Origin of the sequence: Adlercreutzia sp. ZJ176 (assembly GCF_011038975.1) — a bacterium.
Classification (GTDB): domain Bacteria; phylum Actinomycetota; class Coriobacteriia; order Coriobacteriales; family Eggerthellaceae; genus CAAEEV01.
In genome coordinates this window covers 31869-54764 of sequence record NZ_JAAKEC010000020.1, presented here as the reverse complement: position 1 = coordinate 54764, position 22896 = coordinate 31869, and the positions used below count along the sequence as shown (strand labels likewise).

The window sequence follows — 22896 nt, the reverse complement described above, 5'->3', positions numbered from 1 at the left end:
GTGACCATCACCAGGGCCCCGCTCAAGGTGACCACCGAGAGCGCCTCCCGCGAGTACAACGGCCAGCCCCTGACCGCACCCGGCGAGGTTGCCGGCCTCCAGGGCGGCGAGGAGGTCACGTTCAGCGTGACCGGCACCATCACCGAGTTCGGCGAGAAGCCCAACTCCTACACCCTGGCCTTCGACAAGACGGCCAATGAGGCCAACTACGAGGTCGAAGACGAGATCGGCACGCTCAAGATCACCAAGGCCACCAACCGCCCCGACTCCGCCAAGGTTGAGGTCGCCGGCTACAACAAGCCCTACGACGCCGCCTCGCACGGCGTGAGCGTCACCGGCGCGTCCCTGCCCGGCGACGAGGTCTGGTACAGGGCCCCCGGCGGCGACTGGGCCAAGAGCGCCCCGACGTGGAAGAACGTGACCGCGGCCCAGACGGTCGAGGTAGAGGTGCGCAACCCCAACTATGAGACCGCGGCCGGCTCTGCCGACGTGACCATCACCAGGGCCCCGCTCAAGGTGACCACCGAGAGCGCCTCCCGCGAGTACAACGGCCAGCCCCTGACCGCACCCGGCGAGGTTGCCGGCCTCCAGGGCGGCGAGGAGGTCACGTTCAGCGTGACCGGCACCATCACCGAGTTCGGCGAGAAGCCCAACTCCTACACCCTGGCCTTCGACAAGACGGCCAATGAGGCCAACTACGAGGTCGAAGACGAGATCGGCACGCTCAAGATCACCCCGATCGGGCTGACGGTGACTACGCCTGATGCCAGCAAGGTCTACGACGGCATGGCCCTGACCGCCGCTGGCACGATCACCGGCTTCGTCAACGACGAGACGGCGACCTTCATCACCACCGGCACGCAGACCGCGGTCGGCAGCTCCGACAACACCTACAGCCTGGTGTGGAACGGCACCGCCAAGGAGTCCAACTACACCATCGAAGACAGCATCGGCACCCTGACGGTCGTGAAGCAAAGCATTAACCCCGAAGATCCCAAGGATCCGGATCCGGATAATCCTGATCCCAATAAGCCCGTTTACGTTGGTGTCACCGTTAAGGCGCCGAGCGATGTCGTCTACAACGGCTCCGAGCAGAAGCTTGATCCCGTTGTGAAGGACGCTAACAGCAACGACCTGGTCAAGGATCGCGACTACTCGCTCGAGTGGTCCGAGGCTACCAACGTCGGAACCGTTACGGTGACGGTGAAGGGCATCGGCAACTACGGCGGCGAGACAACCGTCACGTACCAGATCACGCCGCGCCCGGTTGTCATCACCGTCAACAACAGCTCCAAGGTGTTCGGCAACGACGATCCTGCGTTCGATGGCTCTATCAGCGCGGCGCAGGTTGATGCCCAGGGCGGCGTGACCAACGACGAGGGGCTTGTGGCCAAGGACATGGTCTCGTTCGGCACCGTGGCCTACTCGCGCATTGACGCTAACAAGAACGTCAACGTGGGTACGTATGCGGATACCTTGACGGCTGCCGTCGAGAACCTGAGCGGTAACTACACCTACACGGTGGTGCCCGGCGACTTCACCATCACCGATTCTAACCAGAACGCTGTGACTATCGACGTTAAAGCTGCCGGCATGAACAAAGTCTACGACGGGCAGCCTTCGCAGATCTCCGCGGCTGCCGCGGTGGCTGGCTCCACGCTGCTGTACGCGATTTCGGCGGACGGCCTGTGGTCCGAGGTCAATCCGAGCTACGTGGATGCCGGCCAGTACACCGTGTACGTAAAGGCCCAGGCTCCTAACTACGCTGAGACGGCCCCGGTCGCCGCGACCATCAGCATCGCGCCTGCGCCCCTGACGGTGACCACGCCTGACGCCAGCAAGATCTACGACGGCGCGGCCCTGACGGCCGAGGGCACGATCACCGGCTTCGTCAACGACGAGACGGCGACCTTCACCACCACCGGCACGCAGACTCTGGTCGGCAGCACTCCGAACTCCTACGAGATCAAGTGGGCTGGCGAGAACGACAGCTCCACCGCCAAGGCGTCCAACTACGCCGTTAACGCGACGGTCGGTGCGCTGACCGTGACGGATGGCGGTTCGGGTGGTGATTCGGGCGATCCTGTCGATCCGGGCAAGGTTGTGACCAAGACGCATGATGAGACTGTCACGTACGGGCTTGGCGATACGGTTACCTTCACCGTCGATGCGACCAACATCTACAATGAGCCCAAGATCATCACGCTTACTGAGGTCGAAGGCGTCACCTTGGCGCAGAGCGTGTTTGGAAATGTGGCGCCTGATGCGACGGTGAGCACGACGGCAACTTACACGATCACCGAGGCTGACATCCTGGCCGGTTCGTTCGTTAACACCATTACCGCAAGCTTCTCGGGCAGCGATAAGACGTTCGAGAACACCGATGTGGTTGATGAGCTGGTCGAGCCGCAGCCGCGCATCACGGTGAGCAAGACTACTGAGAGCACGCCTGCCAACGGGACGGCTTACGCGCTGGGTGAGACCATCGAGTACCGCATCTATGTCGCCAACAACGGCAACGTCACGCTCACGGACGTCATCATGACCGATGAGCTTGAGGGCGTCGAGATTGCCGCTGGCGATGGGTATGAGGTTGACGGGCGGTCCGCCAAGATCGCCAGCCTGGCTCCTGGCCAGAGCGTCACCGTTGAGGCTCAGTACGTGGTTGCCGAGAAGGACGTTCTTGCTGGTGAGGTTGTGAACAGCGCAACAGCCACGGGCACTGACCCCGAGGGCGGCGAGCCCACGGTGACTCCGGGCGAAACGGACGACCCGGTGGTCACGCCGCAACCGAGCATGTTCGTGGCCAAGAACGTGACCAGCACGCCGGCTAATGGTGTGAGCTATGCGCTGGGCGAGGTCATCACGTTCGACGTGACGGTCACCAACAACGGCAACGTGACGCTCGAGAACATCGTACTTGACGACCAGATGCAGAACGCAGCTGGCCAGGCGATGCTTGTTGGCGGCGGCGTTGCCTCCATCGGCACCATCAGCAGCCTTGCGCCGAACGCTTCGGCTACGCTCCAGTATGCGTACATCGTGCAGGCGGCTGACCTGGGCGCTACCAACCTGTACAACAGCGTGACGGCCGTGGCTGACAACCCGGGCGGGCCTGGCGAGCCGGGCGGGCCTGGCGAGCCTGACAACCCGGGCGAGCCGGGTACTCCGGGTGGGCCTGGTGAGCCTGGCGATCCGAGCACCCCGGGCAATCCGGGCGAGGAGGACATTACGGACACCGCGCAGACCGATCCTATCCCGGTCGACCCGGCTCCCACGCCCACCCCGGGTCCTGTCACCCCTGGTCCGACTCCCGCTCCGGGTCCTGTGACGCCGGCGCCGGTTCCGGGCACGGTGCCCGCTGGTCCGCTGGCTCCTGTGGTGACGCCCCTCGTGGACGCGCTTGAGGGCGCGGCCGAGGCTGTCATCGGTGATGGCCAGACGCCGCTCGCCGACATCGGCGACGAGGCCACCCCGCTGGCTGAGCGCCACGTGGGCTGCTGGGTGCACTTCTACATTATCCTTGGCATCGTGGTGACGCTGGTTTATGCTGTTTGTGTTGCCACCCGTCGCGCGCTGTTCTCGCGCCGCCTCAAGGAGTACGAGGACGACCTTGCCGACGGCGGCGACTCCCCCTCGGGATCGCCCGCCCGCCGGGGCGTGAGCTGGTCGCCTGAGGCGGCCGCGCCCGCCGGCGCGACGGCTGTTGCCATGAGCGGCCTGGGCAAGTAGGAAAGGACTGGAGACATGAAGAAGAGCAACGTCATCATCTTCGCCGTTCTGGTGGTTATCTCGGCCTTCCTGCTGTGGCTGTGGTACTTCCTTGGCTTCAACCGCGTGGACAACCCGCTCGACCTGGTGCTTTCCATCCTCTGGTGGGTGATCGTCGCGGCGGCGATCATCGCGATCGCCCGCCTCGAGAAGACGCGCCGGCGCCGCGTGCGCACCGTGTACGTGGGCGACGTGGCCACCTTCAACAGCGAGCGCGGCGTGACGCCGATCGACCCGACGGCGCCCGTGCAGGACTCCGTGGCCGCCGTGCTCGAGGAGCTTGAGTACGACTTCACCCGCGAAGACTTCCCGAAGCCCGAGGACCTGGAGGTGCGCTACTTCATCCGCACCGACGAGTTCGAGCCGGCCGAGCGCTCCGAGAGCGCGCAGGGCGCGACGAGCGGTATGGGGGCTGCGGGCGCTTCCGCTGGCGGGGCCGGCACTTTTGCGGGCGTCGCCAGCACCGGCACTCCCGCTGGCGGGACTGGTGGTGCGGGTGCCGCCTCCGTCGGCGGGGCAGCTTTTGCTGGTGCCGTCGGCGCTTCCGCCGGGGCTGTTAGTGCCGGCACCGGCGCTCCCGCCGCGCGTCGCCCTCGCCCCTCCAAGTGGACGGGCGAGGTGGTGGTGGCCGGCTCTGGCCAGACGCGTTCCTTCGACACCCCCGAGGAGCTCTCCCGCATCCTCGCCACCATCCCCCAGGCGGCCTAAGAACTCAGGGGCTGAGCCAGCTGGCAGCTGCCAGCTGGCGGCCAGTAAGCAAGCGGCCACTCAGCCAGCTACAAGCCAACCAACTAAACGGCGACCCTCCCCCCGGAGGGTCGCCGTGCGTTGGGGCTCATGAAGCAGGGAGGCTCATGATGCAAGGTCGCAAATCATGACCGTCTATCCAGGGTCTATCAAGATTAAGCAGACATGTCGCACGCGGAGCTTCTCACAGCTGGTCTACCAGCCTGAATGTACGGTTTCTGGTCGCGCCTTCTGCGATGATCGCCTTTTCGCTCACCAACTCGGCAAGCAGTTCGCTTGCGCGAGACGCCTGCAACCCGACGGCGCTGGCTATCGCTGCACGTCCCGCAGGGCCGTGGTCCTCTAGGTACGCTATGATGGCGTCCTTGCGTCGTTCGGTTGCTCTTTTACCCGATTCATCCGATTTATTCGTCCGATTATCTTCAGGATTCTCAAAATCGGATGAAACACCGGACGAATTGAGGAAGGGGAGGGTCAGCGTGGTCCGGTCTGGTCCGAATTCCACCTTGTAGGTCGGCTCCGGATACCCAGCCCAGGCCCATCCGCCCATCACCTTGTCCATGCCGCTGCCCGCACGCTCTCCAACGTCCACCAGAGCGAACATGCCCAGCAAGGCCTCGTTGCGGGGGTCAGACTTGCCCGGCTTCATCGCCTCCTCAATAGGCATGCGAAAATCGCCGGGGTTGGCCACTTCTAAGCCGTCCTCGCGCCACACGCATACCACGCCGCGCCGCTCGTACCAGTTCGCATTCGTCAGGCAGTTCGCTATCGCCTCGCGCAGAGCCCTGTGGGCGGGCGTGTCGTCAATGCGGTCGATTCCCTCGATTTGGAAAGGGGTCTTAAGCGCCGCCTTCATCTTGTTGTATGCTCGGAAATAGAAGTCGTAAAGGTTGCCCGTCCAGTCTCCGGAGAAGCTTACCAGACGATCTTCCCAGCGCTCGTTTTCGCCAACTTCCTGTCGATAGTCAAGCAGATAGTGGGGAAACTCGTGCGTAATGTACCTGTGCTCGCCGAACATGAGCAGGCCCGCGCAGGTAGGATGCATCTTCCCATCGTCTCCGGGCGCTACAGCTCCTATGGCCTCCAAGAATTTGAGCTCGTCGAAATCACTCCACACATGGTTGTCGTTCAGCGAGTCGAAGCGCCTGCGGTACTTGGCAACGGTGTCGCGGTTCAGATACTCCATCTTGGCGCTCTTCGCGATCTCGCCGTCTTGGCTGGAAGTTGACGAATCGCGGAGCATCGAAAGCACTTCGTCGTGCGAACACCGATGGTCGCCTGTGTGCGTTCTGCGGAAGGTTCCTCCGAACAGGTCGCCGTTGATGTAAACGGGTCGAACGTGACGGTCGGCCCGCGGCACGCGGATGATCACGACGTCCTTACCGTCGACGGTTTTCTTCGAAACGTTGGAATCCTGCATGAAGCGAGCTGATACCTTGTCGTCGGAAAGCGCTGCGTTCCAGAAGTCATCGATAACCTTGTCAGGTTTCTTGATGCCCACGATGTTGAATGTGTCATCTTCAGGCTCCTCGGCACCAAGAACGATGACGCCGCCAGACGTGTTGGCAAACGCCGAGAGCGTCTCCCAAGCGCTGCGTGGGATGACGCCATTCCCATCGCGCCCTTGTGCCGCCTTCATCTCCAGACGATTGCCCTCCTTGAATTGCGCGAACTCGCTAAGGCCCAACTTCGATAATCCCTTCTCTGCAGCTTCGCCATCTCCGTTACCCACAAGGTCAGTCCATCGGCCTCGTTGAGGATAATCCGACGCCCTCCTTGCTCAGGTTGCGCGCGAGGAGCTGGATCGTCCTCTCGCCAACGGAGCCTCTGTCCAGCGTTTTGAGGGCCTGGATGATGGTGCGGGTCATAGGCGAGCGGTCGATGCGGTTGCGATTCGCGTGGTGCCTGAGCTCAATCTCGTAGGGCCCGTATGCGTAGGTTTTGTGCGGGCCGCTGCTCACGTAGGCTGCCCGCGCCGGAACCTGCGCGTCAAGCCCGAGTGCGTTTAACGCGGTGTCACCAATCGGGGTGACGATCCACTTGCTGGTGCGGGCGATCACGCGGATGACCTCATCAATGCTCGCCGGGACCTCTGCCCCCAAAAGCTCGCTTCTCTTGGGCGCATAATATACCCTTTGCACCACCCGAGCAAGTTCTTCGCGAGCATGCATGTGGCCCAGTACGTTGCCACCGTTGCGCACGAGAAGATTCGGGCATTCGGTCTGCGCCATGTTAGAAGATCGCTGTATATAAATCGTGCAGGCAAGGTCGTCAAGATCAAGTAGGCGTGCTAGTATGCGAGTTGTCAAAGCGTTCGAGCGGTGAGTATTTCACTCAAGTCGGGCGCTTTCGTCATGTGAGCTCCGAGTAGGTGTGCAGGGCATTTGCAGACGAGATCTGACTGTCATCCTGAGCGGAGCGCCCGCAGGGCGCGGAGTCGAAGGATCTGGTTGCGAAAGAGGGGGGCATTCCGCCGGCTGTGCAGGCGTTCTGCTGGGGCGCTGCGGGTGTCGCCCCGCCCCTCCAAGTAGGCAGGCGATGTGGTGGCAGCCAGCTCCGGCAAGACGCTACGCGTTTCGCATATCGGCCATACGGCTCAAGGTAGCGAACGCAGCTGCATCATTCTTGAGGTTTGGTCCGTCGATACTTCTGGAGCCTGCTCTTTGGCTTGTCGGGGATAGTTCGCTCAATGACTCCGGCCTCAAGGGCAGGACGCAGGTAGTTCTTTCTGAAAGTGCTGCGGTCGGAGAACCCCATCGTCTTCATGATCTCAGCGGAGGAGAGCTCTTCGCTGCCAAGCGCCTCAAGAAGCGACTCGACATGTGGTCCGACATGTGACTCAACTTGGGTGCTGACTTGGGTGCTGACTTGGGTGCTGACTTGGGTGCTGACTTGGTCGCTGACTTGGTCGGTCTGCTGGTAAGTCATGTTCCAGAGCGTGACGCGGAAGAACCCGCTAAGCACCTCGAAACATGGCTTGAACTCGGGCCGGTAGGCGTCTTCGGCTGCGGTCGTCGCACATATCTTGCGCAGGCCGGAGCCGCGGCGCTCCATGTAGTGCATGCGGTGAAACACATCGGCTACGGCCGGGTTGCGGCGCTCGCTCGGCACGTACGTGGCCATTATGTCGTTGGGCAGCGGCAAGCCGATCTTGCCGCCGGGAGAGACGATCTCCATGCGGTCGTCGTACATGTCGACGCTCACCTCGCTGCCCAGCTCGAGGTACGAGCGATGTATGAGGGCGTTCACCAGCGCCTCCTCAACGGCGCGCTCGCTGTAGCTGCGGCGATCAAGGCGTCCGCTGGGCAGCTTCTCCCAAGATTCGATGGTGTGCCGCTTGACGAAGGCCTTGCTCTCGCGCAGGAGCAGGAGCAGCCCGCCCTCGTATTCGGCGGTGTCGACGAACTCGTCTTTGAACTTGCCTCCCCAGCGCGTGCAGAACACGCGCGAGTGGCGCAGAAGGGGCTCGTCGGCCATCAGCGCGCCGGCGTTGGTGAGCGTTCCGGCATCGGTGACCAGGCCGAATGAGATGAGGTCGGAGTCGCGGAGGTCGGAGCTCGTGCGCAGGGCGTAGGCTGCCTTGAGCACGGTGAAGCTTGCTCGGCTGACGGGGATGCGCGAGTCGAGGGTATCCCATGTGCGGTTCGTGCCTTTGAGGATGAGCTCGTTCAGCACCTCGGGTGGCGCGATGACGCTCTGGCTCCCAACGCGTACGAACGCTTCGCGCCTTCCGTCGGCGTTGTAGTAGTGGGGCGGGTGGGCGTCGGGGTGGACGTTGACGAGCAGGAGGTCTTTCCTGCTCTCGCGTATCGCCTCAATCTCGAAGCAGGGCAGAGGCTCGATGCGCTCTTTGATCTTCTCGGATATGAAGTCGGCGTCAGCTTGCGCGTCTTCGAGGCCGACCGTCTCATGGTCGCCATCGGACACGCCGAACACGAGCACGCCGCCAGCGGAGTTGGCGAAGGCGCTCACGCTCTTGAGCCAGCTTTTGGGCTTGGCGCGCTCCACCTCGCGCTTGAAGTCGCAGTTCGTCGTTTCGGCTTTGGGACGTACGAGCATATTCGCTCCTAAGAACCTGTTTTGCGACATTGTACACCGTGGAGGGGCGGTGGTGGCCCTCCAGGCAGAGGGCATCTGCTCTCTAATGAAGGGGCTTCTCAGGGATGGTTCGCTCAATGACTTCGGCTTCAAGGGTGGGGCGCAGGTAATTCTTTTGAAAGATGACACGGTTGGAGAACCCCATGAGGTTCATGATTGCAGCTGATGAGAGCTCTTTGCCTCCAAACGCCTCAAGAAGCGACTCGGCAGGTGGCCCGACACGTGGTCCGGCATGAGGCCCGACATGAGGCCGACGTGTGGTCCGACGTGCGGTCCGACTTGGGTGCTGACTTGGTCGGTTACTTGGACGGTTACTTGGGCGGCGACTGGGCTGGTGGCTTGGACGGTTGCTTGGGCGGCGACTGGGCTGGTGGCTTGGACGGTTGCCGGATTGGTGGCTCGGTCGGTTGCTGGGCTGATGACACGATTAGCTATTTGATCGGTCTGCGCGTGACTCATGTTCCGAGGCAGGGCTCCCCTGTGTCATCCTGAGCGGAGCGCCCGCAGGGCGCGGAGTCGAAGGATCTGGCCGCGGCTGAGTACCGCATGCGGGCGCGTCGTGCCCGGGGCCAGATCCTTCGACTCGCTTTGCTCGCTCAGGATGACATAAGGGGGGTACTCGGATGTCATGGGGGGAGGGACGCTCACCTGGGATGGCGCAGGGGAGGGAGGCTCGATCGGGGTGGCATGGGGGAGGAAGGCTCCCGCGGGGCGACGTGGGAGGATGCACAAAAGCCGCCTGTGAAGGCGGCTTTTGATTGAATGCTCTGGAGCGGGCGACGGGAATCGAACCCGCGTTGTAAGCTTGGGAAGCTCATATCTTTCCCGACCTTCCGCGACCCAAATTAACCGTCCGACCTCGCTGTTCTTAAAACTAATACTGCAATATTAGCAAACGTACTGGACAAAATACTGGAAAAACGATTATTTTTCCGACCAATCAGCAATTCTACTTTGAAATACGAAAGTCGCCAAAAGGCGACTTTCAACACGATTTTTATGGAGCGGGCGACGGGAATCGAACCCGCGTTGTAAGCATGGGAAGCTCAAGTTCTACCATTGAACCACGCCCGCACTAACGAATCATTATAGCGCTACCTTCACATATCTCGCCTGTTATTTCAACGAAACCCCATGAGTCTCAGCTTAAACGGCGCCGCGCAGAAAGCTCATATATCTTGATCCGATCCCAATGCCCGTGTTCGGCACATAACCAGCGTACAGGTCAAGGGTGTAGGCAGAGCTTGCATGACCCATAAGCACAGAGACAGTTTTAATGTTCTCTCCATTGGCTAAGTTCAAAGTAGCGAATGTGTGCCTGAGCGAATAAGGCCTTATGCCTTCGAAATCAACCGAGTTGATGAAGCTCTTCCAATCCCTAAGCCAAGATTGGTAGGTGCGAGGAACGATGTCTGGGCTGCACACCAGCATGGACATTGAGGGCTTGAGCCCCATTGCTTTCATTTGGTTCGACTTGATGTCGATCCACGCCTTAACTTCGTCAGCCGTGAAAGCATCGATTGGCACCGATCTTCTCCCTGCATCTGACTTGGGATAGCTTTTTATCGTCTTACCGTCACGATCTAAAGCGCTAACTATATTGATCACAGCTTCAGAGTCATCGAAAGCTATGTCGCCGACATGGATGGCAAGCATCTCTTCTGGACGCATCCCTGTGTTCAAGAGCAGCAATAAGCTCACTTTGAAATAGTCCAGGGGGAGTCTCTCGACTTCATTCAAGAAACGTCCGGCATCGTCGGCCATAAAAGGATCGATCAAAGGCTTACTCTTCTTGAACACGCGGGTAAGAAACTTTGCCTTCGCAACGTTCTTCAGGATGTCATCCTTTTCGAGTGCGTAGTTCATGACTTCGCGGAGGAACTTGAGTATCTTCGACTGCATGTCGGGGCCTGCGACCTTTATGGGCTTGTATGGTTTCTTTAAGGTGCCGTGCTTCTTTGCCCACCTGACTGTTTTACGGTTCTCTTCCCATGTCGCCTGGCGCTCAAGTGCCCACTTCTCGGAAAGCTCGGGGATTTTGAGCAGGCATCTTTCAACGTCTTCTGCTGTAACTTCGCATATTGGGATTTCGCCAATAGTCTCATCTATGTACTTTAGGAACAAGCGCTCATGCTTGATGACGGCATCGGTGACTGACCCGTTGCTGCGAATCTCGATGTAGCGCTCGATGTAGCTCCCTAAAGGTGACATGCATGTGCCGGGCTTGGTCTTTTCGGCGCCACTGCGAGTCCTGCCTCGCAGCTCAAGCGCTCGTTCCAGTTCAGCGTTTTTCGTATCTTCGAACGCTTCGATTTGATCCTTAAGGTCTTCCCTTTTGTTGAGCGCGAAAACGACTTTGGTGAGCTTCTTCTTGCCATCGAAACAAGTGCGGTATTCCTCAGGGATGCGAATGGTCAACTGGTAAGCCGTCGTCCGCGAATCATTGCGACGACGACGTGGTAGACCCTTCTGCTTCCGCGCTTCGTCCAAATCATACGGTTTGTCACACCTGAGCTTCTTCTTCCCCAATTTCGGTTCCAGCCTTTCGATTCTTGTTGAAGTAGTTAAGAAGCCCAAGTTTTGGAATGCACCATTTGATTCCGATCCGGCAGCCCTGAATGTCCCCTCTGTTCAAAAGCTTCCTGATCTCCTGCCCGGTCGAGCCGGTAAAGTCTGCGACTTGGTCCGGAGTCATCATGTATGGATAAGGTTCCAGCATGAAAAGGTAGAGATTGTCGGGGTCGGCATCTCTAAGGCGTTGTTCGTCGTATGAGACTTCTTCTATCTCCTTTTCCATATCAGCCTCCTCTCGCTAAGGTGGCTTGCTGCCACAATCTTTTCTTTTGCTGACATTTGGAGCAATGATGCGAAAACACCGCTCGCATCATTGATGTTTCGGAATTAATCTGCCTCGCGCATGCGAAGTTGATGCGTATTCGAGTATCAAGGTGCTCGACTCGGCGTACGTTTCCCAGATTGCGAAAAAGCAGCGCTGTTTCGTTTCCTGAACACTAGTGAGAAAAGAATCGAAGACTGCAAATATTCACCATGCCGGTGAAATAAATAACTCCGAGGGAGAAACTATCAAACGAGTGCCTGTATCGCCTTTAGCCTAATGAATGCACTTATTGGATTAATGAGAAGGATGCGTTAGGTAAACGAGAATGGAGCTAATCGAGCTAATATCGATAAGGATTGACGAAGTTCGCTCGCAACACGGCCAAGACATTACCGAGCTAGCGAGACGCGCCGGTATTAAAGACAAGACCCTTTGGAAGACCCTTCACGGGACCAGAGAAATGAAGGCTGACGAGCTTATCGCTCTCTGCTACGTCCTCAAGCTCGATTTCAACCATTTCATCGATGAGGAGATCCGAGAAGATCTTGATGCCCGGTGCTGGAAGGCGATTCAAGACCTAAGCACGAATCCTCATAGCTTCAGACGTTGATCGTCCGGTTAGTTAAACAACAACATGAGCAAAAACAATCGCAAGCCATTCCCGCAAGCACTTGCTTTCCCTCGCTATAAAGAAACCGGCGGCGGGGAGATGCAGGTCACCCGAAACACAATTAACTTGAACCCCTTCAGGGCTCGATTCGAAAGACATGCGCCCTGCCGCTCTCGCCAAAGCAGCCGGCCAAGAAGAATCCGAGACGAAGGACCAAAGATGTACAACATGCATCCGGTGACCCCAGAAGAGCAGAAGAGCTTGGAGGAGGCATGCCAGCGAAACGACTGGCTCAAGCACGGCGGATTCGATTGGCAGGACGACCCCTACCTCGAAGAGTACCCCTACGAGTTCGACCGCTGCTTTTCCATCGACGATCTGTCGGACTTCTTCCAAGCCGGGAACTGGGCCATACGCCAGGGCGTCGTCTACGGCGACCTCGCCTTCATCCAGCAGGTAAACGGCGGTGACGAGTGGTGGGCGCTCAAGAAGGCCGGGGATAGCTGGGTCCCCTTCGAATCCGTGAACTTCAAGCCCCTCGCAAAGGACAGATCCGAGCTCGTGCGCCACATCGCGGGAATGCGGCTCGCCACGCCAGAGGAATGTGCGCACCTCAACTACCTGCCGAAAAGGGCGGATCTTACCTGGAGCGGCAACGCATTCCCCTATCTCGACGACGGGTTGGTCGTGGCCCGAGGCGAGAACTTCGTGATGTTGGTCGAGGCGACCCGTACCGGCAAGATGCTCACGTTCAAAGGAGCAGGTCTTGTAGACATCCCCGAACACGACCAGGAGGACATGACGCCCATGCAGACGATCAACGCCCAGATCAGCGCCTATGAGCAGCACATGAGACAGCCGCAGGCGATGACGATCGGGCGCAGGATCAAAGAGGCCGTGCGCGCAGCCAAATCACAAGGCAGAGCCGAGCGCGCGGCAGACCCGCGCGTGAGTGGACGATAGGCAAAGCCTTCGAAGGAGGTAAGAATATGGCAAGCGATTTCGGGGACGAATCGGGAGAGAAGCTCTTCGACTGGTTCTTGCGGCTCGGGCAAGACGCGAGCGAAGACGCCATCCGCGCATCGGCAGAAAAGCTGAAAAGTGCGATACGCAACCTGCGCGGAAGCCTCGACGGAAAAGCACCCGGCCAAGATGTTGCGGTACGCGAGTTCGCACGCCTCAATCTCTCCGAGTTCGAAAAGCTGCCCGACTATGCGAGCTTGCGGGAGATCATCGACGAGAGGCTTACGCAAGCCGCCATCGAACACGACTTCGCGGTAGTGGAAGGACATGACCACCTGGTGTTCCGCGTGGCGGACGCGCCTGAGGTTGACGAGGTCTTCCGCACGCTTGAGAGAGACGTGGATGCCGAGCTTGAACGCGCATGTAAGGCGCGCAAGATTGAGCTCACGAATGCGCGCGATGCGGAGCCGCTCGAGGACAAGGCGCGGGCAGCGCGGGCGGCGAGCAAGGCGGCGCACGAGGTGAAAGACGCTACCCATAAGGTCGAGCGCTTCGAGGTGAAGACGCGATGAGAGGAGAGCTTGCCCTCATCACGGCGCTCTCATCCCTCGCTTTCGCGGCCGGCGACGTCACATGCGGCACGCTTTTGTCAGCTCAAGAGCCGCAAGCGGACATGGCGGCGCTTCTGCTCTCGAACATCGCTTCGGGCAAAGTCTTCTTCCTCGATCCCCTGCCGCTTGCGATAGGGGCTGCGCTCACTTGTGTGGTGTGGCTTGTCTGGGTGCGCTCGTGGGAGCGGCGCGGGCGCTATCGCAGGGGCGAGGAGCACGGAAGCGCGCGCTGGGCGAGCCGCAAGGAGATGGAGGCGTTCTCGGACAGGCACGATGCTGACAACAACATCCTTCTGACCGATCACGCTTCGATCAGGCTCATCGACAAGGCCCACGACCAGAAGACCGAGACCAACAACAACGTGCTCGTCATAGGCGGTCCCGGCACGGGCAAGACCCGCTACTTCGTCAAGCCCAACCTCATGCAGGTTAACGCCAACTACTTCATCACCGACCCCAAAGGAACGCTCATTCACGACATGGGCTGGGTGCTCGAAGACGCCGGATACGAGATCAGGGCCTTCGATACCATCGACTTTGCGCGCTCCCTCCACTTCAACCCCCTGTCCTACGTTGACGGCGAGGCTGACGTCCTTCGCTTCGTCGAGTGCATCATCCGCAACACCACGGGAGACGACCAGCATGCAGGAGACCCCTTCTGGGAGAACGCCGAGAAGCTCCTCTATACAGCCCTCGTCTCGTATCTGCTTTTGCATTGCCCCGAGGAGGACAGAAACGTCCCGGGCCTCCTCGCGCTTTTGGCCCTGGCCGACGCGCGAGAGGACGATGAGGACTACATGAGCCCGCTCGACATGCTCTTCCACGAAATCGAGACCGGCGAGAGGCTCATGAAAGTGGCCGATGCCGCAGGTTATGACGTCTCTTCACGCGAGTTCCAGCCCGCATCGAGCGGGTACGCCTGGGTGAAGGTTGCCTCTCCCATACGACCAGAGGACGACTTCGCACTCGCGAGCTACAAGCAGTTCAAAGTCGCCGCCGGCAAAACGCTCAAGTCCATCATGGTGTCGTGCAACGTGCGCATGAAGCCCTTCGACGTCGCCGAGATGAGAGAGCTGCTCGCTTACGACGAGATGGCGCTCAACCATCTGGGGGACGCAGGCTCCAAAGTCGCCGTCTTCTGCTCGATGTCGGATACCGACTCGACCTTCGACTTCGTGTTCGCGCTTCTCATGCAGCAGGCGCTCGACGCGCTTTGTGAGGTCGCCCTTTCGCGCTTTTCAGGATCGCTGCCGAGATGTGTCCACTTCGTCTTCGACGAGTTCGCAAACATCGGCGTGATACCTGACTTCGAGCGCATGATAACGGTGACGAGGAGCAGAAACATCGCCGTGTCCATGATCTTGCAGTCACTCTCCCAGCTCGACGAGAACTACGGGGAGAACAACGCGGCGACCATCATGAACGCATGCGACACGCTTCTTTTCCTGGGCGGCAAGTCCGCTGACACCAACCAGAAGATCGCAGACATGATCGGCAAGCAGACGGTGGCAAGCGTCTCCGTGAACGACTCGCGAGGGGCGAACCCCTCCTACACGCACAACTACGGCCTTATCGAGCGCGACCTCATGCAGGCATCCGAGGTTTCCCGCATGCCGCGCGATGAGGCGCTCGTGCTCATCAACGGAGCGCAGGCCTTCAAGGACAAGAAGTATCCCTTGGACAAGCATCCGAGACGCATGTTGCTTGACGCCGCACGCAAGCGCGGTGCCTTCGACTTCACGCGCTACCGGGCCCGAAGGGAGGGGTCGCTCATGGATGAGTGAGAAGGCTGCGGCAGGCTCACAACAGCCATCAAAGGCCGGTCGTGATTCCACGCACGCCCGGCCGCCGCAGCCGATCAAGACGCAAAGGAGCGCACGCGCCCTTCGCGTGACCAATTCTACCATCGCCTGCAAGAGCCCCATTCCATTTCAAGGGGCTCATGTGCGCACAACCAAGACGCAAAGGACATGAAGACATGCTCGCAAACATCATCAACCTGGTGTCGGGTTGCGTGACCTTCCTCGGCGGCTTTCTGGTCGTCTGGGGAGCGGTGTCGCTCGGCCTTGCCATCAGGGAGCAGCAAGGAGGCTCGCAGATCGCCTCCGCCATATCCACCATCGCAGGAGGCGCCATCATCATCGCCGCCGCAGTCTATTTCGGGGCGCTCGACACGTCCTGGCTTCCGGCCTAAGGGGGCAGGCATGTCCCTGCAGATCCCCGTTCAGAAGGACATCGGCGAATACGAGGAGAAGATCGTCGGCAAGCTCTCGTTTCGAACGCTTCTGTGCGTGACGGGAGGGTTCGGCTCGGCCATCGCCGCAGCCGCCATGTGGCATTTCTGGGTTGGCATAGAGGTGGCTGATGCGGCCTTCCCCGTCATGTGCGCATCGATCCCGTTTTGGCTCGTCGGCTTCTGGCGGCCCTTCGGAATGCGCGCGGAGAAGTTCATCCCTCTTCTGGCAGCGCATCACATCAAAGACCAACGGCTGCTCTACTCAAGCCCTGCCGCACCAGACCTTAAGCGCATCAAGGCCGGGCGCCCGAGCAGGAAGGCGAGACGCGCAGCGAGAAGGAAAGGAGCTGAGGGCAATGAGCCATCCAGGCAGGAAAACGAAGAAGGAAAGCGAAAGATCCGAGAGAAGGCGTCTTAAGGAGAAGCGAAAAGCGGCACGCGAGAAGGCGAGGTCGCATGCGTCCACTCCAAGTCTTCTCCGTCAGATGATGGGAGCCACGTCCAACGCCGAGCGCTCGAAAAAGGCACACGAGGAGAAGGTGGCGCGCCAGAAGAAAGCTCGCGCCGCTGCCAAGGACATATCGTCGTTCATCGGTTACGACGCGATGTATAAGGACGGCATCGCCCAGGTCGAGGAGGGGCTCTTCTCCCAGACGATCGAGTTCGCAGACATCTCCTACCAGTCGGCTCGACGCGAGAGCCAGCAGAACATATTTTCCGTGCTCTCCTCGCTCTACAACTACTTCGGGGCCGACTCGTGCGTCCAGCTCACCATCGCCAACGTGCCCATCCCCGCAGACGAGATCGGGCACAAGCGCTTCTTTCCCGAGGACGACCCCGACACGTCCAAGTACGCGCGCGAGTACAACCAGATCCTAAACGACAAGATGCGCGAGGGGATCTCAAACCTCACGCGCCACCGATACCTCACCTACATGGTGGGAGCTGACGACGTCACAGACGCCGTGCCGAAGCTATCCCGCATCAAAGGCGACGTCATAGACACGCTCTCGCGCATCCGTTGCGACGCACATGCGCTTGACGGCACCGAGCGCCTGCGTGCCATCCAGTCGCAGCTTCGGCCCCGCGCTCCCTTTACGTTTACATGGGACAAGATAAGTCCCCGCTCAAACGTGCGCACACGCGATCTCATCGCGCCAGCCCTCATCGACTTCAAGCCGAGCGGACGTGCGGACATCTTCAAGATAGACGAGACGTACGGATGCGTGCTCTCGATCCGCACGTTCGGCTCGATGCTTGAGGATAGCTACCTCGCGGCCATCATCGATTTGCCCATGCCGCTGTCGGTGAACCTCCACATCCAGCCCATCGCGCAGTCAGATGCGCTCGCGCTCGTGAAGCGCCAGCTCGACTGGATGGACAAGGAGATCATCGACGAGCAGATGAGCGCCATGAAGAAGGGCTACGACTACACGATCCTGCCTCCCGAGCTTCGCTACTCCAAGGAGGAGGCCGAAGAGCTCCTCGACTTTCTGCGAAACAAAAACGAGCGACTCTTCGTCTACACCGGCCTCATCTACACCTACGCTGATGCGATAGAGACACTTGAGCGCCAGGTGGAGCAGATAATCTCGGTGGGCCAGGGAAACTCCCTTGGGATCGAGCCTCTCTACTACCGCCAGCGCCAAGCCTTGAACTCGGTGCTTCCGCTGGGGGCAAACCACATCGACGTCACCCGCTACCTCACCACCGGCCAGATCGCCATGCAGATGCCCTTCGCCTCCCTTGAGCTCAATCAGGAGGGCGGTGGCTACTACGGGCAGTCCAAGCAGTCCGGCAACCTCGTCATCTGCAACCGTAAGAAGCTCGCAAGCCCCATGGGGTTCGTTTGCGGCAAGCCCGGGTCGGGCAAGTCCTTCTCCGTTAAGCGCGAGATCACCAACACCGTGCTCGCCTACCCCGAAGACGAGATCGTCATCTTCGACCCGGCCGGAGAATACGGAAACCTCATCGAGGCATTAGGCGGTGTGAACGTACGTCTTGCCCCCGACGCTGACACCGCGCTCAACCCCTTCGACCTCGCAGACGTGGAAGGGCGCGCCGACGCCGCACAGCTCGCGTTCAAGATCGATGCGTTTTTGGCCCTTTCAAGCGCAATGATGGCGGAGTCTTCCGAAGGCCTGCCTGAGGCGGACAAGTCAATCATCACGCGCTGCGTGGAGGCGGCATACGCCAGGTGCGCGGATGGTGTCACGACCCCGACCCTCACCGACTTTCATGCGGTGCTGCTCGACCAGCCCGAGGCTGAGGCGCGCGACATCGCGCTTCGCTACGAGCGCTACGTCACAGGCGCGCTCTCGTTTTTCAACCGCCAGTCCAACATAGGCTTTGCCAACCGCATCACCAACATCGACCTTCACGACCTCTCCACCAACATGCGCGTCTTCGGCATGCTCACCGCCCTTGAGACGGTGCGCAACCGGATGTACGCGAACTTCGAGCGAGGGGTAACGACCTGGCTCTACATCGACGAGGTGCAATCCCTCTTCGGCCATCCCACCATCATCGACTACTTCGCCAAGTTCTGGGCGGAGGGGCGCAAGTACGGCATGATCTGCACGGGCATCTCCCAGAACACCTCCCACATGCTCGCCAACGAGCGGGCGCGCACCATGGTCTTGAACTCGGACTTCTGCCTGCTGCACAAGCAGGCATCACAAGACCTCGCCGCATGGGCGGAGATGCTCTCGCTCTCCGCCGCCGAGAAGGAATACATCGATGAGTCCATCAAGGCAGGAGAAGGTCTGCTCGTAGCGGGAGGCGCGCGCGTGCCCATTCGCGATGACTTTCCTAAGGGCGCGCTCTACGACCTTTTCAACACCAAGCCCGAGGAGATCGCACAGCTCAAGCGCGCCAAGGCGTTTTACGACAACGCCAGGAAGAGCATTTAGGCCATGGATGTCGAAAAGCTCGCAGATGAGCACGTCACCATCGCTGATGTCGTCACAGCTGACAAGGTCGATGCGATCTCATCCGGCATCGTGACCGATGAGAAGTCCCGAACGCTTTCCGTCCTCGCCGAGAGGCAAGACGCGCTCGGCGTGCGCCCGGCAAGGAGGGAAGGCGGACGCACAGCGCCTGCGCATGTCAAAAAAGCTGCGAGCTTGAAGCAAGCAGCAGGGGTCGCGCAAGAGCACCGGGCGCAAGGCGTCCGATCCGCAGTGGTGTCCGAAAAGACCCAAGGCGCCCGATCGGCAACAGGAGCCGAGAAAACGCAAGGCGTCCGATCCGCAATGGGGGTCGAGGAGGCACAAGCTTCAGGCAACAAGACCTTGAAGGTCCGCCAGATCGCGATGCGCGAGGTAGTATCCACACTCGACGACACTGACGAGTTCGAGGGGAGCCAAGACGTATACGACGTGAGCCGCGCCGCCAAGCGCACCGCCACCTACGCTCGATCGGGGCGCAAGGGCGATGTTGCGAGCGCGACGGGAGGGGCGCGAGAAAGCGGCAAGCGCGCGGGCGCGCTCGGTGCCAGGAAGTCGGGGGCTGCCAAGATGTCAGCCCGAACGGGTGCCCGTGCCCAGGCCGCCCAGCACACCGCGGCCCAGCATACGGCGAGTCAAGCCACGGGAGCTGTCGCGAAGAGGGCGGCTGCCTCAGGGGGAAGCGCGGCCGTGGCGGGTGCTGTCGGTGGCAGCGGCGCTGCCGTGGCGGCAGGAGTCGTCTGCGGCATCATTGCCTTCGTGCTTGTGACCCTCGTGGTCGGACAGGTGATATCCGCGCTCTTCGGCTTCTGGGACGCCGAGGACCAGCGGCGCTCCATGGAGGGCCTTCCCCCCTACATTACTTATGAGATGGTCGAGGAGGCCATCCGCTGCCAGGAAGAGTACGGACATCCTGCAGGTTGCACCATCGCTCAGATCATCTGCGAGTCCGGGCAGGGAGATTCCATGAGCCAGCTTGCCACCCGCGACCACAACCTCTTCGGCATGAAGTGGTCGAGCGCGTTCGCATCCGCCCCCGAGGTCGCGGGCAAGGCGGGATGGGCGACCAAAGAGGAGTATGCGCCCGGCACGCTTACCACCATCACCGCCTACTTCACCGTGTTCAAGTCGGACGTCGAGTGCATCCGCTTCAGGAGCCGCGTGTTCCTCCAAGCCTCCCACTACCGCAACAACGCCCTCATTAGAGAGGCGATCTCGACCAAGTCATCCGACAGGATGGCAGAGGGCTTAAAAGACGCGGGCTGGGCGACGAGCTCGGCCTACGTGGACACCCTGAAGTCCATCATGGATGCCTACGACCTGCGCCGCTTCGATTCGATGAGCGTGGAGGATCTTGAGAGCGGCGCGCTTTCCAAGGACGCGGTCGTCAATGCAGCCTTAAGCCAGCTCGGCGTGCCTTACATCTGGGGCGGCACTACGCCCGGTGTGGGCCTCGACTGCTCGGGGCTCACGCAGTACTGCTATCGGCAGGCAGGCATCTCGATTCCGCGCAACTCCGAGGAGCAGGCCTCGTTCGGGCGCAAAGTGCCGGTGTCTGAGGCCGTACCCGGCGACATCCTCTGGAGGCCGGGACACGTCGCCATCTACATCGGCGGCGACCAATACATCCACGAGCCCCACCCGGGAGCCGTCTGCTGCATAGCCACCGGCACGTCGTATTTCACAAGCGCGATACAGATCCGTTAGGAAGGAATAAAGATGTCGAAGAAAAACAAGCTTTTGATCGCAGCGGCAGTGATCGCGGTGCTGCTGTTAGTGGCATCGGGCGTGGCGCGCTGCTCGCTTGCCCAGAAGGACGAGCCCCCGGAGGAGCCAGCCATAGAGGCGAAGGCCGAGCAGGCCGAAGAGCAGGCCGCTGTCGAAATCGAAGAAGTGCAGGCCGAAAGCGCGCCTGATGAGGCCAGCGGGCTTGAGGCCCTCGTTGGGACCTCCTGGACGGCAGACGATGGCTCACCCGCAACGCTCTCGATCCTGATGGGCGCTTTCGTCGAGATGACCGAGGGGCAGACATCTGTCACCTATTGGACGATCGACTCCGAGGAGGAAGGAGATGCCGGCATCACCTCTGTGATCCTCGCCTCGAAATCGCCCGCAGAGGCCGCAGCGCCGACCGTCGTGACCATAAGCCGTGACGGAGGTGCGACCGTCATCAAAAGCGATGCGCTCGCGCACCCCTACAAGCAGGTGCAGACAAACGCAAGGGCGCTGTCGTTTTCCGGCGTGACGGGTGATCTGGAAGAGGCCATGGGAGCAGACATCGCCAAGATCGAGGCAGCTGTGTCAGAGCGAGCGGCGGCGGTGTCTCCGAGTGCGACGCGCGCCGTCTGGGACGGTGAAGCGTGGATCGACTACGCCAACGACATGGCTACGACCACCTTCACGCTCGAAGACGGAGCCGCGACCATGGTGTCGGTCACCCGCAAGGCCGATGGCACCATCGAGGCGCTCTGATCGGCATGCGCACGATCAAGACGCTCACAGATAGCAGAGCCTTCGCCTACGCGTTCGTGGTGACGTTCGCCGCGCTCTGCACGCTGCTCCTTCCAATTCAGCCCGCATGGGCGGCGATAGCAGATGACATCAACGCGTGGCTGTGCGGGCTTTTGCGCGACTGCTGCAACTGGATATTTTCGGCGCAGGTCGACGTGCTCAAGTCCATCGGTTACTCGGGCATCCTCGGCGCGGACTTCGATCACATGCTCGAAACGTCGGGGAGCGTGTCGATGAACGACATAGCCTATGCGGTCTGGCAGGTGGCGATACTGCCCATAGGCTGCGGTGTTCTGTCGCTGGTCTTCACGATCAAGCTGATACAGATATCGCAGCGCATGGATGGCAACCAGAGCCTGCCTGGAGTCAAGGAGGTCGTGTTCCTGCTCGTCTTCTTCGCGGTCTTCCTCTTCCTCATCCAAAACTCGTTTGACCTCATGGCGGCGATCTACGAGGTCGTGGGGCTTGCCATCGACCGCGTGGAGGCGCTCTTCGGAACGGGTGGCGCGCTCGATATGGCAGAGGTCTCTGTCGTCACCGCAGACGATGACCTCCCGTCTCTTCTTGCCCTGCTCGTCGTGGCCATCATCAGCTGGCTCGTGGTGCTCATCGCCTACATCGTCGCGCTCGTCGTCTGCTGGGCCCGCGCCATCCAGCTCTACGTCATGGCGGCCTTCTCGCCCATCCCCCTCGCGTTTCTCGGCTTCGACCAGACGCGCCAGATAGGCATCGGGTACCTGAAGAGCTTCGGGGCCGTCTGCATAGCGGGCCTCATCATCTTGGTGCTGCTCATCTCGTTTCCCATCATCTTGGGTGGCCTGGTTTCAGCTAATCCGGGTACGGGAACGCCAATAGATGGGATAGCGAACGGGCTTACCTACGCGCTTCAGTACCTCGCCATGTGTATCCTGCTCATCCTTTCTCTTGTCAAGAGCGGCTCTTGGGCGCGAGAGATCGTAAGCGGGTTCTAAAGATGGATCCGCTGGATAAGGAGGTGGTGCCTATGGGCTGAAAGGTTGCACGCAAGCGCCAGGGCCATTCCACATCAAGGCCCAAGATAAGCCGATCAAGATGCAAAGGAGCAAGACACATGGAAGAGAGAAAGAACGTCTATCTGACGCTTCACCGCAAGTTCGTGCACGAGAACATCATCTACACCGACCGCAAAACAGGAGAGAGCAAGACCTTCCACTCCGTGACGCTGCCCAAAGGCACGATCATCGACGGGGTTGACGTGAGCTACTACCAGTTCAGCCCGATGTTCGTGACCCCGTCCCGCTTCAAGGGCGAGAACTACCGCGACATGCCACTTCTGGCGAGCCGCGAGATTTGGCTCAAGAAAGGGCTTGTGAACCCCGACGGCACACCTATGAGAGACGAGAGCGGTAAAGAAGTGAAAGACGTCGTCAAGGTCATGCCCGCAGCGCTCAAGCAGGCCGTGGACAACTCGCGCAAGGAGTTTTTAGCATCGCTGAGCGACAAGGTAAAGGATGCCCGCGAGGCATCGCAGAACCAAAGCCGCGAGGCCGAGCGCCCTGAGCCTGTGACCCGCTAAGGAGGAA

General features: G+C 60.4%; 18 protein-coding genes, 1 tRNA gene and 1 pseudogene. 13 read left to right on the top strand and 7 right to left on the bottom strand.

The window, feature by feature from the left end; translation table 11 throughout:
* Both G7Y50_RS10575 and G7Y50_RS10570 read left to right on the top strand, forming a co-directional pair.
* A partial coding sequence (locus G7Y50_RS10575; RefSeq protein ID WP_304518546.1) for an MBG domain-containing protein occupies window positions 1-3732 on the top strand: 3732 nt, incomplete at its 5' end.
* A gap of 15 nt (window positions 3733-3747) precedes the next feature.
* Window positions 3748-4479, top strand: a complete 732-nt coding sequence (locus tag G7Y50_RS10570; RefSeq protein ID WP_165055386.1) for a hypothetical protein — start codon at window positions 3748-3750, stop codon at window positions 4477-4479.
* 223 nt (window positions 4480-4702) lie between these two features.
* Here G7Y50_RS10570 and G7Y50_RS10565 read toward each other — a convergent pair whose 3' ends face one another.
* The 7 genes and pseudogenes from G7Y50_RS10565 to G7Y50_RS10535 all read right to left on the bottom strand — a co-directional run bounded on the left by G7Y50_RS10565 (window position 4703) and on the right by G7Y50_RS10535 (window position 11413).
* On the bottom strand, window positions 4703-6205 hold the full coding sequence (locus tag G7Y50_RS10565) for an RNA-binding domain-containing protein (RefSeq protein ID WP_165057062.1): 1503 nt from the start codon (window positions 6203-6205) through the stop codon (window positions 4703-4705).
* A gap of 49 nt (window positions 6206-6254) precedes the next feature.
* Window positions 6255-6749 (bottom strand): DUF6088 family protein, encoded by a 495-nt coding sequence (locus G7Y50_RS10560; protein ID WP_165055382.1) that lies wholly within the window; start codon window positions 6747-6749, stop codon window positions 6255-6257.
* A gap of 388 nt (window positions 6750-7137) precedes the next feature.
* The gene (locus G7Y50_RS10555) at window positions 7138-8577 is read right to left on the bottom strand and encodes a Fic family protein (protein ID WP_165055380.1); all 1440 of its coding nucleotides are present in this window, start codon (window positions 8575-8577) and stop codon (window positions 7138-7140) included.
* Window positions 8578-8659: 82 nt separating this feature from the next.
* A pseudogene (locus tag G7Y50_RS12265) lies at window positions 8660-8983 on the bottom strand (Fic family protein); the annotation flags it as partial.
* Window positions 8984-9616: 633 nt separating this feature from the next.
* Window positions 9617-9690, bottom strand: a tRNA-Gly gene (locus G7Y50_RS10545).
* Window positions 9691-9762: 72 nt separating this feature from the next.
* Entirely contained in the window at window positions 9763-11145 is a 1383-nt protein-coding gene (locus tag G7Y50_RS10540) for a site-specific integrase (protein WP_165055378.1), read from the bottom strand.
* On the bottom strand, window positions 11120-11413 hold the full coding sequence (locus tag G7Y50_RS10535; protein ID WP_165055376.1) for a helix-turn-helix domain-containing protein: 294 nt from the start codon (window positions 11411-11413) through the stop codon (window positions 11120-11122). The genes G7Y50_RS10540 and G7Y50_RS10535 overlap by 26 nt, the downstream gene beginning before the upstream one ends.
* Before the next feature lie 367 nt (window positions 11414-11780).
* On the opposite strand from G7Y50_RS10535, the gene G7Y50_RS10530 reads away from it, so the two are divergent.
* The 11 genes from G7Y50_RS10530 (at window position 11781) to G7Y50_RS10480 (ending at window position 22889) form a co-directional block, all read left to right on the top strand.
* Entirely contained in the window at window positions 11781-12065 is a 285-nt protein-coding gene (locus G7Y50_RS10530) for a helix-turn-helix transcriptional regulator (protein WP_165055374.1), read from the top strand.
* 219 nt (window positions 12066-12284) lie between these two features.
* Window positions 12285-13028: a hypothetical protein gene (locus tag G7Y50_RS10525; protein ID WP_165055372.1), complete on the top strand. Its 744-nt coding sequence runs from the start codon at window positions 12285-12287 to the stop codon at window positions 13026-13028.
* Between the two features lie 26 nt (window positions 13029-13054).
* The gene (locus G7Y50_RS10520; RefSeq protein ID WP_165055370.1) at window positions 13055-13600 is read left to right on the top strand and encodes a hypothetical protein; all 546 of its coding nucleotides are present in this window, start codon (window positions 13055-13057) and stop codon (window positions 13598-13600) included.
* On the top strand, window positions 13597-15423 hold the full coding sequence (locus tag G7Y50_RS10515) for a VirD4-like conjugal transfer protein, CD1115 family (protein ID WP_165055368.1): 1827 nt from the start codon (window positions 13597-13599) through the stop codon (window positions 15421-15423). The genes G7Y50_RS10520 and G7Y50_RS10515 overlap by 4 nt, the downstream gene beginning before the upstream one ends.
* A gap of 194 nt (window positions 15424-15617) precedes the next feature.
* Window positions 15618-15833, top strand: coding sequence for a hypothetical protein (locus G7Y50_RS10510; protein ID WP_165055366.1), 216 nt, complete (start codon window positions 15618-15620; stop codon window positions 15831-15833).
* Window positions 15834-15843: 10 nt separating this feature from the next.
* Window positions 15844-16293, top strand: a complete 450-nt coding sequence (locus G7Y50_RS10505; RefSeq protein ID WP_165055365.1) for a PrgI family protein — start codon at window positions 15844-15846, stop codon at window positions 16291-16293.
* Between the two features lie 67 nt (window positions 16294-16360).
* Window positions 16361-18787, top strand: a complete 2427-nt coding sequence (locus tag G7Y50_RS10500; protein WP_165055362.1) for a VirB4-like conjugal transfer ATPase, CD1110 family — start codon at window positions 16361-16363, stop codon at window positions 18785-18787.
* Window positions 18788-19129: 342 nt separating this feature from the next.
* Complete coding sequence (locus G7Y50_RS10495) at window positions 19130-20530, top strand: NlpC/P60 family protein (RefSeq protein WP_241159517.1); 1401 nt, start codon at window positions 19130-19132, stop codon at window positions 20528-20530.
* A gap of 12 nt (window positions 20531-20542) precedes the next feature.
* Window positions 20543-21295 carry a hypothetical protein gene (locus tag G7Y50_RS10490; protein ID WP_165055358.1) on the top strand — a complete coding sequence of 251 codons (753 nt, stop codon included), beginning with the start codon at window positions 20543-20545 and terminating at the stop codon, window positions 21293-21295.
* Window positions 21296-21300: 5 nt separating this feature from the next.
* A complete protein-coding gene (locus G7Y50_RS10485) occupies window positions 21301-22305 on the top strand; it encodes a type IV secretion system protein (RefSeq protein WP_165055356.1) in 1005 nt (334 codons plus the stop codon).
* 119 nt (window positions 22306-22424) lie between these two features.
* Window positions 22425-22889: a DNA gyrase gene (locus G7Y50_RS10480; protein ID WP_165055354.1), complete on the top strand. Its 465-nt coding sequence runs from the start codon at window positions 22425-22427 to the stop codon at window positions 22887-22889.
* Window positions 22890-22896 lie beyond the last annotated feature (7 nt).